The organism is Duncaniella sp., assembly GCF_029056165.1.
In the GTDB taxonomy this organism is placed as follows: Bacteria; Bacteroidota; Bacteroidia; order Bacteroidales; family Muribaculaceae; genus Duncaniella.
In genome coordinates this window covers 30268-46969 of sequence record NZ_JAIDBW010000055.1, presented here as the reverse complement: position 1 = coordinate 46969, position 16702 = coordinate 30268, and the positions used below count along the sequence as shown (strand labels likewise).

At 54.3% G+C, this 16702-nt stretch carries 12 protein-coding genes; 1 reads left to right on the top strand and 11 read right to left on the bottom strand.

The annotated features are described in order from the left end of the window. The 11 genes from K2G41_RS11645 to K2G41_RS11595 form a co-directional block, all read right to left on the bottom strand. The coding region (locus tag K2G41_RS11645; RefSeq protein ID WP_300118413.1) for a DUF4301 family protein at nucleotides 1-1296 on the bottom strand (1296 nt) is incomplete at its 3' end. 213 nt (nucleotides 1297-1509) lie between these two features. Then, a complete protein-coding gene (locus tag K2G41_RS11640; RefSeq protein WP_300118410.1) occupies nucleotides 1510-3117 on the bottom strand; it encodes an MBOAT family O-acyltransferase in 1608 nt (535 codons plus the stop codon). A 67-nt stretch (nucleotides 3118-3184) separates the two neighbouring features. Continuing rightward, entirely contained in the window at nucleotides 3185-4564 is a 1380-nt protein-coding gene (locus K2G41_RS11635; RefSeq protein WP_300118407.1) for a GDSL-type esterase/lipase family protein, read from the bottom strand. Further along, nucleotides 4561-5976: a hypothetical protein gene (locus tag K2G41_RS11630; protein ID WP_300118405.1), complete on the bottom strand. Its 1416-nt coding sequence runs from the start codon at nucleotides 5974-5976 to the stop codon at nucleotides 4561-4563. The genes K2G41_RS11635 and K2G41_RS11630 overlap by 4 nt, the downstream gene beginning before the upstream one ends. Before the next feature lie 74 nt (nucleotides 5977-6050). Beyond that, complete coding sequence (locus K2G41_RS11625; RefSeq protein WP_300118402.1) at nucleotides 6051-7220, bottom strand: chorismate-binding protein; 1170 nt, start codon at nucleotides 7218-7220, stop codon at nucleotides 6051-6053. Next, a complete protein-coding gene (gene rimO, locus K2G41_RS11620; protein WP_300118419.1) occupies nucleotides 7217-8542 on the bottom strand; it encodes a 30S ribosomal protein S12 methylthiotransferase RimO in 1326 nt (441 codons plus the stop codon). The genes K2G41_RS11625 and rimO overlap by 4 nt, the downstream gene beginning before the upstream one ends. Nucleotides 8543-8620: 78 nt before the next feature. After that, nucleotides 8621-9580, bottom strand: a complete 960-nt coding sequence (gene ftsY, locus K2G41_RS11615; protein WP_300118399.1) for a signal recognition particle-docking protein FtsY — start codon at nucleotides 9578-9580, stop codon at nucleotides 8621-8623. Nucleotides 9581-9974: 394 nt separating this feature from the next. Next, nucleotides 9975-10994 carry a sugar kinase gene (locus tag K2G41_RS11610; RefSeq protein ID WP_300118396.1) on the bottom strand — a complete coding sequence of 340 codons (1020 nt, stop codon included), beginning with the start codon at nucleotides 10992-10994 and terminating at the stop codon, nucleotides 9975-9977. Nucleotides 10995-11063: 69 nt separating this feature from the next. Beyond that, on the bottom strand, nucleotides 11064-11984 hold the full coding sequence (gene kduI / locus K2G41_RS11605) for a 5-dehydro-4-deoxy-D-glucuronate isomerase (protein WP_300118393.1): 921 nt from the start codon (nucleotides 11982-11984) through the stop codon (nucleotides 11064-11066). Nucleotides 11985-12007: 23 nt separating this feature from the next. Beyond that, nucleotides 12008-13432 carry a PTS transporter subunit IIC gene (locus K2G41_RS11600; RefSeq protein WP_300118391.1) on the bottom strand — a complete coding sequence of 475 codons (1425 nt, stop codon included), beginning with the start codon at nucleotides 13430-13432 and terminating at the stop codon, nucleotides 12008-12010. Nucleotides 13433-13609: 177 nt separating this feature from the next. Then, on the bottom strand, nucleotides 13610-14404 hold the full coding sequence (locus K2G41_RS11595; protein WP_300118389.1) for a gluconate 5-dehydrogenase: 795 nt from the start codon (nucleotides 14402-14404) through the stop codon (nucleotides 13610-13612). 233 nt (nucleotides 14405-14637) lie between these two features. Here K2G41_RS11595 and K2G41_RS11590 point away from each other — a divergent pair, with 233 nt between their 5' ends. Continuing rightward, nucleotides 14638-16653 (top strand): fructose-1,6-bisphosphatase, encoded by a 2016-nt coding sequence (locus tag K2G41_RS11590; protein WP_300118386.1) that lies wholly within the window; start codon nucleotides 14638-14640, stop codon nucleotides 16651-16653. Nucleotides 16654-16702 lie beyond the last annotated feature (49 nt).

Sequence of the window (16702 nt, the reverse complement as noted above, 5' to 3'; positions counted from 1 at the left end):
GATGTAGCATACGAGATCCGCCGGATTGAAGTGGGTGGCAGTCGCCATCATCTTCATGTAGTCCTCGTTCTTGGGATCGACCTGATTGCTTTCGAGGATCTGCGGAGAAGTAGAGCCGTCGGGGTTATAGGCGATAAACGGACCGCCGCCGGGTTCACCCTCGTTGCGCACCATGCCGCAGACACGGAGGGGGCGGTTGAGTTTCTCGCGGATATATGCCACAACGCTGTCATCGTCCATGCCTTCAAGCTTGGCATCGCGGACATTGAGGACATTGTTCAGATAGTCGAGCATACGCTTGATGTCGTCAGCGGTGTAGAGCTTCTCATCAATGGCAATGAGATCTTCCTCGATCTGGTCATGAACCTGAAGGAGCAGACCACCGAGCACTTCTTTGAAACGGACAGTGTCGCCACGCTTCGAATCAGGAACGACATTATCGATATTCTTGATGAACACGACGGCTGATTCAATGTCGTTGAGATTCTGAATGAGCGCGCCGTGACCACCGGGACGGAACAGAAGATGACCGTCCTCGATGAAGGGAGTATTGTCGGGATTGACGGCAATGGTATCGGTCGATGGTTTCTGCTCGCTCATGCTCACGTTGAATTTCACACCCATGCGCTTCTCGGTCTCTGGAATGACTTCGGAGAGTTTCTCCTCGAAGAGCTTGCGGTGGTTGGCCGAAACTGTGAAATGGAGATTCACCACACCCTTGGAATTGGCGGCTGTCTGTGCGCCTTCGGTAAGATGCTCCTCGATCGGAGTGCGTGAGCCTTCGGGATAAGTATGGAATTTAAGCAGACCTTTCGGCAGACCGCCGTAGTTCATGCCTTCTGGATTCACGATAGCCGCGATAATGTCGCGGTTGCGACCTGCAGCGATGAGTTCGTCAAGCGACTTGCCATAGAGCTTCTCAACGGTCTCACGGAGTTCGGGAAGGAAAGGAAGCTTGTCAATCTGACCGATAAGCTGAGCCACAGGAGTGCCCTCTTTAAGCTCGTCCGTACCATCATCGACATATTCAAACAATGCCTTGAACATGCGGGAAGCAGCTCCGGAGGCAGGGACAAATTTGCAGACTTCACCGCCATGTGCGAGATATTCTTTCCAGCGGTCAAGCGCAGCGGCGATTTCTTCGTCGTCGAGGCGGAAAATTCCTGCACCCACGCGGGCTGCATCACTGATTTTCAGATAAGGGAAACCGGTCACGAAGCGTTGGAGCTGCGATTCAACTTCAGCCTCGCTTATTCCTTTGTTTTTCAGGAGTTCAAGATCTTCGGGTCTTAGCATGACAATTATAATTTTAATTGTTTAGGATTAATATGAGCCAAAGTTAAGGATTTTTTTTAAAGATTCACCATTAAATTTACATAAATTACCCTCCGGAGATTAAAATGGCTGAAAATGAATCCATGCGGCAGCAAAGCCTTGGGCATGAAATGACTGACGGCCCTCTCCGATGATCATGGAAAGAGCCGTCAGTAATGCGGTCGAAAATGAGTGTCAATATTGCAGATATATGAAGGGGACGATGTCGCTCTGGCGAACCTGAATGACGAGGATGATCACCGCTGCAAGTATTATCGCCTGAACGATCGAGGGAGCAGCCTCGAAAAGCTGTCGCGGGCAGGAAGTGATGGCCGACGGCGCGACATGGATGAGATAAGCCCCGACGATCAGCAGCACGATGGTGAGGTAACTCTCGATGAACTGCGGAGCTACCGACAAGTGGAAATCAAAGAGGATCTGATGCCACATCATGCCCACATCGGCCATAGAGGGTGCACGGAAGAACATGAATGTCAGGGCTATGATGACAAAGGTCAGAATCATGTTGAATCCCCTGACAAGCGGCGAGAACCATGATGAAGATGGATCGGAGGCCACCATCACCACCTCGCCGGCCTCAGTGACGACAGGACGGGCGGCAGGAACGGGAAACAGTCTGCGCACCATCTTATGGACCACAAGCAGACCGCCATGAATAGCACCCCAGATCACATACATCCACGAAGCTCCATGCCACAGACCTCCGATGACCATAGTGGCAAACTGGTTGAAGTACATCCGCGGGCGCGAACAGCGGTTGCCACCGAGAGGAATATAGATGTAGTCACGCAGCCATGTCGAGAGCGAGATGTGCCAGCGATGCCAGAATTCAGTGGGATTCTGCGCCTTGAAGGGAGCATTGAAGTTTTCAAGGAAACGGTAGCCCATCAGGAGGGCTATGCCGATGGCCATGTCGCTGTAGCCCGAAAAGTCGCAATAGAGCTGAACGGTAAAGCCAAACGTGGCCATAAGATTCTCGAATCCGCTGTAAAGCGAAGGATTATCAAAGACTCGATCCACGAAATTACCGCTGATGAAGTCCGCGATCACCACCTTTTTAATAAGGCCGAGAATGATGAGATAGATACCCTCGGAGGTCATGGCCTTGGTCGCAACAGGATTGGCTTCGATCTGCGGCATGAATTGCTTGGCTCTGACCACCGGACCGGCAAGGAGGGGCGGAAAGAAGGTCAGGAAGAAAATGTAGTTGAACAGGTTGCGGCACGCACGGATCTCACCTCTGTACAGATCGACGATGTAGCTGATGGACCGGAAAGTGAAAAAGGAGATACCGGCAGGGAGGAGAAGCGACTCCACACTTATGTCGAGCGTCATGAAGTCAGACAGCGTGTCGATGATAAGCTTGAAATACTTGAAGTAGGCAAGCATCCCGACGTTAACAAGCACATTGACCGCCACGATCAACCGCTTGACCCCTACGTTGCCGCGATCAGAAGCCCGTTGCATCAACAGGCCGAGAAGATAGTCGCTGACACAGACTCCGAGGAGGATCAGACAGCAGAGACCGGAAGATTTATAGTAGAAATAAAGCGAGAACAGAATGACAAGGGTCATCTTCAGCACCCTCACCCCTCTGACCATCCAGAAGAGGACCATGAAGACTGCAAAAAGCAGCATGAAAAGTCCCGTGTTGAACAGCAAAGGCTGCGTCGGATCATAGCGCAGGATGTCGGCTATCTTATCGACATCGATGCTGACCGATTCAAGCATGGCTGTGAACCTTGATGCAAGTCCGCTGAAAAATTCGGTTAAGGCTTCCAATTTTAAATTAAGATAATGAGAAGTTTGACTATGTTTTTATTTATGTGTCCCATGATGGAAAGAGAGGTCATTCGGCAGCTTCTGCTGCAAGCTCAGGATTCCGGACGGCATCCATAAGGGCGTCGTAGAGCAGACGGCCGTTGAGACTGTAGCCCTGACGGCTGTGATGGACACGATCCTTGGCAAATAGATCTGAACTTATCCACGAGGTGCTCGCGCCTGCACCGCCTGCCACCTCATACCAGTCATAGACGGCGATACCGTTGGACTTTCCGTAGTCCAGTATGGCTTTGCGCAGAGGGGCGATGTTGGGGTTAACGGCGTAGGTCTTGTTGTGGGTCGTGACCGTCCGGTAGCCCTTCTTGCCTTTCCTCTTGACGCGCTTCTTGCTTGTAGTGACCACGCTGCGGTGACATTCCATAGGGGTGGTAAGAAGCACGAGCGCGTCCGGATTGGCCCTGCGGATGTTGCCGACAAGTGTGTGGATAGAGTTTTTGAATCCGAGAATGTCCTGTCGGCCAAACGCCTCGTTAGTGCCCAACGAGACTATCACCAGATTAGGCTGCAGAGGAGTTATGCCCAGACCGACTGTCCCGATGCGGTTATAGGAGTCATAGGTGGCACCGTTGTTTCCGATGGCGTGGTAGAACACACCGGGACGATCACCGGAAAGGCTGGCTCCATAGAGCGTCAGGTCACCCGCAGAGGTGAATTTCACATTCACAACGGTATGAAGCTCGGATAGGATTATCTGAGTATAGTCACGCGACGGGATGGCACGGAAATGGATGGCGTTGCCCTCCTTGTCAGTAACATCCTTGACGGTAAGGCGTCCGTTGTGGAAGAGGGTGACCGAGGTGAACGGATTGTAGTCCTCCTCACCACACGTCCCTACGGAAATCTCGCTGGTAGGGCTTGCGGGACGGATGGATGTGCCGGTGAAACCGACGGTCTGAATCCACGAATTGTTCATCAGCTTTACCGTCTTCCACGAATTGTTGCTTTGAAACAGGTAGTCGGTTGGCTGGTTAGTCCCGCAGATCTTGAACGGGGCAATGAGGCCGCGTCCGGCGTTGCCGAAATCATACTGCAGGAGCTCGCGGACAGTGGCGGTGCTGAAATCGGCCTGAATATGGCTGTCGCCTATGTGGACTATCGAGACCGGAGACTGATTGCTCTGCTCGAATGCCTTGCGCAATTTACCCCAGTCGGCACCATTCAGGATGATATGGTTGGCGGCGGTCTTGATGAAGCGCGGGATAGGAATGTCGATGTCATCGGCCTCATCAGGGATGACGACGATGCCTTCCCTTACGGCACGATCGTTGTCATCGCCGTCCTCATCGGTCTCCTCGACCACCTGATCAGGGACACGTATCTGTCCGATCAGCGGCGCGGAAAGACCGCAAGCGGCCATGAGGAGAATGAATTTATGGTAGAATCTCATTGCAAGTCTTTTTGAATAGCATTAAACAGTTCACGGGCCAACCGTGCCCCACCCTTATGGGTAAGGTGGATATAGTCCTTGTTGATCAGACCGGAGGAGCTCCACTGAACCACGGCGTCCTCTCCGCCCATTGCCTCACGAGTGTCCCAGAACAGGCAGTGGGCACGGCGGGCAGCATCACGCTGTGCGCTGATCATGGCTTGGCCGGTGGGCATAGACTTAACCTGCGATCCTATCTTCTGCCCTCTGTCACCGACACCCATCAGCATGATGTCGGCCTGCGGATAGCAGAGACGGATATGGTTGATGACCTCGACCATGTGGGTGCAGTAGTTGCTGTAGTTCTTCTGCTTGGCACTCATGGCATTGATGCCGAATTCGAGGATTATGAGATCATAGTCAACGAAGCGGGACATCTCATGGGAGAGTTCGGGACTGACTTTTTTAAGGGTTATGCCCGAAAAGCCTCTCGACGACATACAATCGACGCTGACGCCCGACACTCCGTCGAGCCATACGCCAAGTCCGATAAGCGAGGCTGCCGATGTCTTTATGCCGAAGCGGGATACCTGACCGGTAATCTCCAGTGATTGAACGGACGGTGAGCCCACAATATTGCGCTCTTCCCACTCTGAATCGTCAGTTTTAACACTGATTGTGATATCGTCGGGTGAAATAAACAGAAATTGGGAGCGTGACCACGATGCGGTGTGGGAGTTCTGCTTCGTCCCCTCATAGACCGATGTAGCTGTGCCTGACGGAACGGCATACTGCTCGGCGATGTCGATATATCTGCGCTCGGCCTTCTTGTTGGCCATGAATGTCTTCCACCCCGACCCGCTCTGCTTGACCGAACGGCGGAAACCGGGGAAGTCGGTGTGCATGTTGACATAACCGACGCCTTCACCTCCGTAGGTGTCCTGAAACAGTGCGCGGAGATCCTGCGTGAAGATGTCGCCTTCGATATAACTGTCGCCCACGACGGCTATACGGGCAAGCTTCCCGCTACCGATAGCGGCCCTGAGATTGGCAAAGCCTGTGGAAGCCGTGGTGTAGTCCTCGACACGCACGAGGTCACCGACACGCGATGGCCTGACGGGCGAGATGATGGTGTCGATGTGCCGATCGGCTGTCTCAGTCTCAATCTCACCGTTAAGGCCGGATCTCAGTCTCGTCTCACTCGTCTCACCGGTCTCATTTTCCTGCTCGGCCTGAAGGAGCGCGGGATCAATCTCCTCACTGCCCTCACCGGAGGCATTTTCCTGCATGATGGCCGCCTCCTTGACAATGTCACTGATAAGGCTGAAATCCTTGACGCGCCCACCTGTCCACTTCGAGAGCGGCAGCAGCGACATTATAGCCACAAGGACTACGGCTATGACTATGATGAGCGTGGGTGAACCTTTCTTCATTCTATTTATGTTTCTTTAAAGCAGTGGAGGAGTAGCTGATGAGTGGTGGATTTGACAAATTTACTTACCCGGATCTAAAAAGGGATAGGAGTATCGTTGAAGCGGACTGTCGAGGAATTGACGGCCGAGCCTTCGATGCCTTTCCCGCCGTCCTTGCCGAGAAGGATGGTGGCGAGTGCCTCAGTCTTAGCTCCGGTCTCGTTCCATTCGTCCTCCTCCCTTGAGGCGGCGACTATGCCTCCTCCGGCGTAGAGATTGCACAGCCATTCGCGTCCACCACCTTTATATAACACCGAGGCCATGAAGCAGCAGCGGAGATTGACGTATGCATGATAGTCGCCCCCGATCCTGACACCGACATAGCCGCCGTAGCAGTTGCGGCGGTGAGTCTCGTAGCGGCTGATCTCCTCAAGTGCTGTCTCGCGCGGATGGCCTGCCACTGCCGGAGTCGGGCTTAGCTCCGAAAGCAGCGCGGGGATATCGTCAGCCCCACGGGCGGTGATCTCGGTGCATAGATGCTTGATGTTTATAAACTTGCGTTCGGAAATGTCGTCGATGCTCACGTCAAGACCCTCTTTCTTCAATGTCTCGGCAATGAAATCGGTGACGATCGCCTGCTCGTAGATGTTCTTGTCGTCCCACGGCGTGTCGTCATCGGCCTGACGTGTCCCCGCAAGAGCCATCGTGCGGACTTCGCGCGAGAGGCTGTCGCTTTCAAGCAGGAGTTCAGGGGTCGATCCGATCCAAAGGCCGGTTTCAGGCGTGTAGGCAAGATAGCGGAAAGTAGTGTCGGTCAGCGAGAAAAATTCTTCGGCCACATCCACGGGCGATTTATAGGTAAGGATGGTCCGATGGCGCGAAAGCACCACCTTGCCCCCCTCGACCTTCAAGCGGGGGATGATACGGGCGAAAGCGTCGTGGTAGCTGACACGGAAGGTGGGTGAAATGCGCGGACGGATCTCGGCAGAGGGCTGCGGAGCGATTTCTCCGTCACAGTAGTTTAGCAGGGCTTCCTCATCCATCGTGAAGGGGACTCCGGCGGTGTAAGGCTCGTCGTTGTCAAAGAAGTTGATGAAAAAGCAGTCCGCTTCCGGGTCGGCAAATGCCTCCGAACGCCCCGACTTCCCGACCGGGGAAGCTTGGAAACGGAAATCATCCCTGCCGGGAAGGGCAAACAGAGCAAAAGGGATGCGGTGCAGCAGACAGGCGTTGACAGCGTCTCTCGTCAGTCCGGGTATCTTCATGAGACTTTATCGCTAACCGGCTCAGCCATCAGTTCAAACGGGAGTGCCGAGGTGATTCTGACATTGTAAAATTCGCCACGCTCCAGCGGCATGGTCTTTTTGATCAATACTTCCGGATCGACTTCGGGAGAGTCGAACTCGGTGCGGCCGATGTAAAATTCCGGTTCCTCGCGGTCGATGACCACCCGGAGCGTCTGTCCGACCTTTGATTCCTGAATGGCCAATGAGATTTCCTCCTGCGCGGCCATGAGGCGTTCGAGCCTTGACTGCTTTACGTCGTCGGGAATATCGTCGGTGAAATTCTTCGCTCCAAAGGTGTCCTCCTCCTCGCAATAGGCGAACGCACCCATGCGCTCGAACCGCTGCTCCTTCACGAAGTCCATCAGCTCGGCAAATTCGGCCTCGCCCTCGCCGGGGAAACCGACCATGAGCGTGGTGCGTATGTGGATGCCGGGGACTCTGCGGCGGATCTCCGCGAGAAGTGCGCGGGTCTCGTTGCCGGTGATGTGGCGGCGCATATTGGCAAGCACGGGGTCTGACACGTGCTGGAGGGCTATGTCGAGGTATTTGCAGACATTGTCATGACGTGCCATAACGTCGAGGAGCTCCATCGGGAAGTCCTTGGGATAGGCGTAGTGGAGACGTATCCACTCCACACCCTCGACGGCTGCTATCTCGTCGATCAGGCGCGCGATCTCGACCTTCCCGTAAAGATCTTTGCCGTAATTGGTGAGATCCTGCGCTATGACGTTGAACTCCCTGACTCCACGGCCGACGAGCATACGGACTTCCGCCACAATTTCCTCCACGGGGCGGGATTTGTAGCGGCCGGTGATGAGCGGGATAGCACAGAAGGAGCAGAAGCGGTTACAGCCTTCGGCTATCTTCAGATAGGCATGATGGCGCGGAGTGGTGAGGATGCGGTCGTAGGGAGCACTTCCGGGCGCACGGTGCGCAAGCTCGCTGACGAGCCCTGCCCAATCGGTCTTTCCATACCACTTATCCACTTCCGGAATCTCGGCCGGAAGTTCCTCGGAGTAACGCTGCGAGAGGCAACCCATCACGTAGAGTGCATCGATCGCGCCCTCGTTCTTGGCCTCGCACCATCCGAGGATCTCGTTGACGGATTCCTCTTTGGCATCGCCGATGAAGCCGCAGGTGTTGACCACCACTATTTTCTCGCCTTCGCTGTCGATGAACTCCTCCGAGGCAGCGTCGGTCACTTCATAGCCGACATCGGCGAGCATCTTCATCAGACGCTCCGAATCCACGAGGTTTTTCGAGCAACCAAGCGTTATGACTGCAATTTTCTTTTGCATTATTGATCAGCTGGCCTTGATTACGGCCGTGTTGTGTGATTGTAATATGCTCTTACTTTTCGTCTGAGAGGCTTCTCAACCCTACTTCTCACCGAAAAGTGACTGGACAAATTCTTTACGGTGGAACACCTGAAGATCCTCGATTCCCTCGCCGAGACCGATGTACTTGACAGGGATCTTGAACTGGTCACTGATGCCGATGACCACCCCACCCTTGGCTGTGCCGTCGAGCTTGGTGATCGCGAGCTCGTTGACCTGCGTAGCGGCCACGAACTGCTTGGCCTGTTCGAAGGCGTTCTGTCCTGTCGAGCCGTCGAGGACGAGGAGGACTTCATGGGGAGCTTCCGGGACGAGTTTCTGCATCACGTTCTTAACCTTTGTGAGCTCGTCCATCAGTCCCTTCTTGTTGTGGAGACGTCCGGCGGTATCGATGATCACCACGTCGGCATTGCTCGCAATTGCACTCTGGAGCGTGTCAAATGCCACAGAGGCGGGATCGGCACCAAGCTTCTGCTTGATGACGGGCACACCCGCACGCCTGCCCCACTCCTCAAGCTGCTCGATGGCGGCCGCACGGAATGTATCGGCTGCGCCGAGCACCACCTTATTGCCGGCTTTCTTGAACTGGGCGGCCATCTTGCCGATGGTGGTGGTCTTTCCTACACCGTTGACACCGACCACCATGATGACGTGGGGATGATGAGAGGCGGGGACGGTGAAATCATCCATCGAGGACTCCTCGCTCTTCTCGGCGAGCATATCGGCGATTTCCTCGCAGAGCAGACGGTTGAGCTCCGACGAGCCGACATACTTGTCTCTCGCCACACGCTTCTGAATGCGGTCAATGATGCGCAGCGTGGTATCGACGCCGACATCGGAAGTCACGAAAACCTCCTCCAGATTGTCGAGCACTTCATCATCGATGGTCGATTTGCCCGCAATGGCGTGCGACAGACGGTCGAAGAGGCCACGTTGTGTTTTTTCAAGACCCTTGTCAAGAGTCTCTTTCTTTTCGCGTGAGAAGAAATTGAAGAATCCCATGTTGTTTCCTTTATTTTTAGACTTGCAAAATTACTCAAATTTTCCCTATTATCCAAAATTATCCAAACCGGCAAAAATCCGTGATAAAAATCCGCCCTATATTCCCTATATTGATATTCCGGCTTTGGAGCAGCCGCGCTTGCCGACGCGACTTTCGAGATGATGCTCAATGACAAGAATCGCCCTCTATACATTTCTGAAAAAACATACGGAGGGCGATCATAAAGTCATTGAGATTTTTTTTGATTACAGTGTCTCAAAGTCTCACCGACGGAAAGGAAATCTCAAAATCTCATTCCCTGCGGACTGTCTCAGAATCTCATCTCACGGCAAAGCGCGGGAGTGAGATAATAGTTGAGACAAGGCGTTGAGACAAATATCCGGACCGACAGGCTTAACGCTGCACGCGGCCGTTTGCGCTACCGCCTGCGAGGGCCTTCACTTCCTCTACGGTAACGAGGTTGAAGTCACCGGGGATGGTCTGCTTGAGGGCAGATGCTGCAACGGCAAATTCGAGAGCCTCACCCTGATTGGGCATGGTGAGAAGGCCGTAGATGATACCGCCTGAGAATGAGTCGCCGCCACCTACACGGTCGATGATCGGGTTGATGTCGTAACGCTTTGACTCGTAGAACTCCTCGCCGTTGTAGATCATGGCCTTCCAGCCGTTGTGAGTAGCGGAGAATGATTCACGGAGGGTTGAGATCACATACTTGAAGTCAAACTCCTTGGCCATAGCCTTGAAGATGCCCTTGTAGCCCTCGGCGTTGGTCTCGCCGCCTTCAACGTCGGCATCAGGCTTGAAGCCGAGGCAGAGTTCTGCATCTTCCTCGTTGCCGATACATACATCGACATACTGCATGAGGGGACGCATGATTGACTGAGCCTTCTCCTTTGTCCAGAGTTTCTTGCGGAAGTTGAGGTCAACTGAAACGGTCACGCCGTGACGCTTTGCAGCCTCGCAGGCAAGACGGGTAAGTTCGGCAGCCTTGTCGCTGATGGCGGGAGTGATGCCGCTCCAGTGGAACCAGTCAGCACCTTCCATGATAGCGTCGAAGTCGAAATCTTCGGGATCAGCCTCAGAGATGGCAGAGTGAGCGCGGTCATAGATAACCTTTGAGGGACGCATTGAAGCACCGGTCTCGCAGTAGTAGATGCCTACGCGGTCACCGCCACGTGCGATGTGCTCGGTGTGGACACCGTAACGACGGAGGGCATTGACAGCAGCCTGACCGATCTCGTGCTTGGGAAGTTTTGACACGAAGTATGCGTCAAGACCGTAGTTGGCACAGCTGACAGCTACGTTGGCCTCACCGCCACCCCAGATTACGTCGAAGTTATCGACCTGCACAAAACGATGACACCCTTCGGGTGAAAGACGAAGCATAATTTCGCCTAAAGTAACGACTTTCATGATAGATTGTGATTATAAGTTGGTTAAAAATCGATTGTTGATGTTATTATGATGAATGGAGAAAGAGGGTTACCGCATTTCGAGATATGTCACCTTGTCCATGTCGCCATAGTCGAGGTTCTCGCCTCCCATGCCCCAGATGAACATGTAGTTTGACGTACCTGCGGCTGCGTGGATGGACCATTCGGGCGACATCACGGCCTGTTCGTTGTGAAGCCAGATGACGCGGTTCTCCTGCGGCTCGCCCATGAAGTGGCAGATAGCGTTGCCTTCGGGGACGTTGAAATAGAAGTAAGCCTCGACGCGACGGTCGTGAGTATGGGCGGGCATTGTGTTCCATACGCTACCGGGCTTGAGCTCGGTGAGACCCATCTGAAGCTGGCAGGGGCCTTCTTCGAGCACGTTGGACACGATGAGCTGATTGATCACGCGGTCGTTGCTCTCCTCCATCTTTCCGGCAGCGAACGAGTTGGCCTTGATAGAGCCCTTGCGGCCGTCGATGGTGATGAGCTGTGTCTTGTACTCCTTGTGGGCGGGAGTCGAGTTGAGGTAGAACTTGGCAGGGTTAGCGTTGTCCTTGCTGCGGAAGGTGACGTTCTGCTTGCCGCGGCCGACATAGAGAGCATCCTTGAAGTGGAGCTCATACTCCTTGCCATCGACGGTCACGATGCCGTCGCCACCGACGTTGATCACACCGAGCTCGCGGCGTTCGAGGAAGTAGTTGGCCTTGAGGGGATCGATGGTCTCAAGCACGATTTCCTTCCCGACGGGGATCACGCCGCCGTAGATGAGGCGGTCATACATCGAATAGGTAAGGTTGATCTTATTCTCTTCCATGACCTTGGGCATCATGAAGTGTGAGCGGAGCTGCTTGGTGTCATAATGCTTCACGTCGTCGGGGTGACATGCACGGAGGATTGAATAGTCGGTCTGTGCCATGGCTGAAAGTGAAATGCCCATGAGGGCTATTGCTGTTAATATTTTTTTCATAAAAGGGATGTGTCGATTCTTTTTTAATCTGTAATGTGGCTTGATGAGGGTCGGTTGCGTTCGAGACGGATCATGCGCAGACGGTTCCAATAGACGAGACATACGGTGAAGACCGTAAGGATCGCCGCACCGATGTAGAGGCTGATCGACTTGAACCCTTCGATGCACCAGTAGATGGCTGCGCCGAGAGGACTTCCGGCGAAGTCGAGCGAACCGGCGAGGAAGTCTGTCGGGACTTGCACGGCCTTGTCATCGGGATGGGCTGCAGCCACCTCGTGAGCGGCCTTGGTGAAGTCGGGGGCCATCCATGTGACGAGATAGAGCGCGAGCACGAGCACCACGAGACCTACGATAAGCGTCTTCAGCACACTGCCTTTGGTGTAAGGGAGCACCAAGGGGAAGATGTAGAACATTCCGGCGAGCGAAGCCAGCGGGAGGAAGGCGTTGCCGGGCAGGATGACCGCGATGATGAGGGTGACGGGGATAAGGATGATCGAGGCCACGAGAGTGGTCGGATGGCCGATCACAAGTGCCGGGCTCATGCCGATCGACAGTCCTTCAGCACCCTTGAACTTACGTGCGATCATGGTGCGGGTAGCTTCCGAAATGGGCTTGAGACCCTCGATGAAAAGCACCGTCACACGCGGGATAAGCTCCATCACAGCTCCCATCTTGACACCGAGCATGAGGATCTTGGGGATGTTGCTGACGATGGCGTCCCACGAGTCAAACTGCAGGCAGCCGATGACTATGCCCACGATGATTCCGAGGAAGAGGGGCTCGCCGGCTATACCGAACTTCTTCTTGAGTCCTTCGGCATCGATCTCCAGACGGCTCATGCCGGGGATGCGGTCAAGGACGGCGTTGATACCCCATGCGAACGGAACGAAGCCGGCGCAGAAAGGCTGCGGGATGCTGATGCCATCGACATCGTGATAGAACTCCTGAAACTTGGGGGCGGTCACGTCGGCAATCACAAGGGTGATGATATAGCAGATGATAGCCGCAAAGAAGCCCCACGCGATGGATTCGGTGGCGAAATAGACCACGCCGCCGATAAACGCGAAGTGCCAGTAGTTCCAGAGGTCGATGTTCACCGTACGCGTGCCCTTGATGAGAAGCAGCAGGATGTTGACACCAAGGCAGACAGGGATAATGAAAGCTCCGACCGCAGTGTTGTAGGCCACGGATGCGGCTGCCGGCCAACCCATGTCGAAGACCTTGAGCTGAAGGTGATAGAGATCGGTAATGGTCTTGAGGGGATCAGACATCGAGTCGGTGAGCAGAGCCGTGACAATGCCGAGACCGATGAAACCCACGCCCACCTTCAGGCCGCTCATCAGCGACTTGTTGAAGCCGAGGCCGATACAGAGGCCGAGTATGAGGAAGATTATGGGCATCATCACCGCTGCTCCGAGCGAGATGATATAAGCAAAGACTTGTTCCATTTAGTTGCACCTTTTCATTTTGGTTTAAGAGTTTAAAAGGGGTTTAAGAGCTTAGTAGATACCTTCTGCTATTGGGATGAAGTCACCAGCGACCAGTCGCTCAAAACTAAAATCCATGATAGTATCAAACAGTTAAGGCATGATCTAAACCTTTAAACTTTTAAACTTTTAAACTTTTTATTTAGGCTGCTTGCCGATATAGGCGAGGATACCGCCATCGACATAGAGTACGTGACCATTGACGAAGTCCGACGCATCCGATGCGAGGAACACTGCGGGACCCATGAGATCCTCCGGAGTGCCCCAGCGGGCTGCGGGAGTCTTGGATATGATGAACTGATCGAAGGGGTGACGGCTGCCGTCGGGCTGGAGCTCGCGGAGGGGTGCGGTCTGCTCGGTGGCGATGTAGCCCGGACCGATACCGTTACACTGGATGTTGTGCTCGCCATACTCCGAACAGATATTGCGGGTGAGCATCTTCAGGCCACCCTTCGCGGCGGCGTATGCGCTGACGGTCTCGCGGCCGAGCTCGCTCATCATCGAGCAGATGTTGATGATCTTGCCGTGGCCTTTCTTGATCATTCCGGGGATCACGGCCTTCGCACAGATGTAGGGGGCGATGAGATCGACATCGACCACGCGGCGGAAGTCCTCGACATCCATCTGCTCCATGGGGATGCGCTTGATGATACCGGCATTGTTGACAAGTATGTCGATTGTGCCTACAGTAGCCTCGATGTCAGCGACCATAGCTTTGACAGCCTCCTCGTCGGTCACGTCGCAGAGATAGCCCTTTGCGTCAATGCCAAGTTCCTTGTAAGCTTTGAGACCACGATCGACTGTTTCCTGACGTGAACAGTTAAACACGATTTTCGCACCTGCCTCGGCGAAAGCCTGAGCGATTGCAAGTCCGATTCCATAGGCCGCGCCTGTCACGAGGGCAACCTTTCCTTCAAGTGAAAAATTTACCATATAATTCGTACTATTATAAGTTTCAGGTATTTAAGGCAAATAAGTTAAAAGATTGTAAATTCGGTGGTAAAATTAATGATTTTAACATTCTCACCCAAATTTAGTCGCTTAAAACTTGTAAAAATTATGATTCTTGCCGTCAAAAAGCCTCCGGAGCGAATTTTGTGGGCCACGATGCTCCGCAATTAGGAATTTATTTTTAATTTTGCCTGAAATAACAAATCTTCGATACCATGTCACCCATAGATACCAAGGTCACGACAGAGCAGGCCGAAAACGACCGCCGAATCCTCGAACTCCTCGCCCAGACGTTTCCCGACATAAGCTCGGCAAGCACCGAGATCATAAATCTTGAAGCCATCCTCAACCTCCCCAAGGGGACGGAGCATTTCGTGGCCGACCTCCACGGCGAGCACGAAGCCTTCCGCCACATACTCAAGAACGCATCGGGCAACATCAAGCGTAAAGTGACCGACATCTACGGGACTTCCATGCGCGAGAACGAGATCCGCCAGCTCTGCGCCCTAATCTACTATCCCGAAGAGAAGATGCAGATCATACGCTCCACCGAGGAGAACATGGAGGATTTCTACAACATCACCCTCCATCAGCTCATCAAGGTGTGTCAGAGCGTATCGTCGAAATACACCCGCTCGAAAGTCCGCAAGGCACTCCCCAAGGAGTTCGCCTATATTATAGAGGAGCTGCTCCACGAGGAGCGCGGCGAGTATGACAAGCAGGCCTACTTCAACCGCATCATCGAGACCATCATCTCCACCGGTCAGGCCGACGCCTTCATCATAGCCATGTGCAACGTGATCCAGAAGCTGAGCATCGACCAGCTCCATATCCTCGGCGACGTCTATGACCGCGGTCCGGGCGCACACCTGATCATGGACACCCTCTGTCACTACGGCAACTGGGACATCCAGTGGGGCAACCACGACATGCTCTGGATGGGCGCGGCCGCCGGCAACGACTGCTGCATAGCCAACGTCGTGCGCGTCTCGCTCCGCTACGCCAACCTCACGACCCTTGAGGACGGCTACGGGATCAACCTCCTCCCCCTCGCCACGATGGCAATGGAGACCTACGCCGACGATCCCTGCACGGAGTTCGCCCCCAAGGTGGATGCCGAGCAGACAGAGCACCCCGAAAAGACCCTCCGCCTGATGGCGCAGATGCACAAGGCCATCGCCGTAATACAGTTCAAGCTCGAAGGGGCTATGACAAAGAAACACCCCGAATGGGCCATGGACGACCGCCGGCTGCTCCACCGCATCGACCACTCGAAGGGCACTGTGGAGATCGACGGCAAGGTCTATCCGATGACCGACACCAACTTCCCCACCATCGACCCCGCCGACCCCTACACCCTCACCGCCGAGGAAAAGGAGCTGATGGCCAAGCTCCACCACTCCTTCACCGTCAGCACGGGACTCAAACGCCACATATCCTGCCTCTTCAGCCACGGCTGCATGTATGGCATCTACAATTCCAACCTCCTCTTCCACGCCTCCATGCCGCTCAATGCCGACGGCTCGCTGAAGGACGTGACGGTCAATGGCCGCAAGTATCGCGGACGCGAGCTGTTCCACCAGATCGGGATGCTGCTGCGCTCGGCCTTCAACGACGATACACCCGCCGAGGAGAAGGACTACGCGCGCGACTATTATTGGTATCTGTGGTGCGGGCCCGACTCTCCCCTGTTCGACAAGAGCAAGATGACCACCTTCGAACGCTATTTCATCAAAGATCCCGAAGCTCACCGCGAGGAGAAGGGCCATTACTACACCCTGCGCCAGAACGAGGAAGTCTGCGACATGATCCTCGATGAGTTTGGCGTGGAGGGCACGCAGCGTCACATCATCAACGGCCACGTGCCGGTGCGCACGCAGAAGGGCGAGAGTCCGATCCGTGCCAACGGTAAACTGATGGTGATCGACGGAGGCTTTGCCAAGGCTTACCATAAGACCACAGGTATCGCGGGCTATACGCTGATCTACCACAGCAGCAACTTCGAGCTCGTCGAGCACGAGCCTTTCATCTCCGAGGAGGAGGCCATACGCAGCGGTACTGACATCGTGCGCTCCACCAAGATGGTCGAGCAGACGTCGCAGCGTATCCGCGTGCGCGACACCGACAAGGGCAAGATCCTCCAAAGCCAGATAGACGAGCTGACCGAGCTCCTCTATGCCTTCCGCCACGGTATCATCAAGGAACGCAATTCAGGCAAGATAGTCATATAGGAAACGAACCTGTCGGAAATGAATTGTCTCAAATGGTTTGTAGGGACGC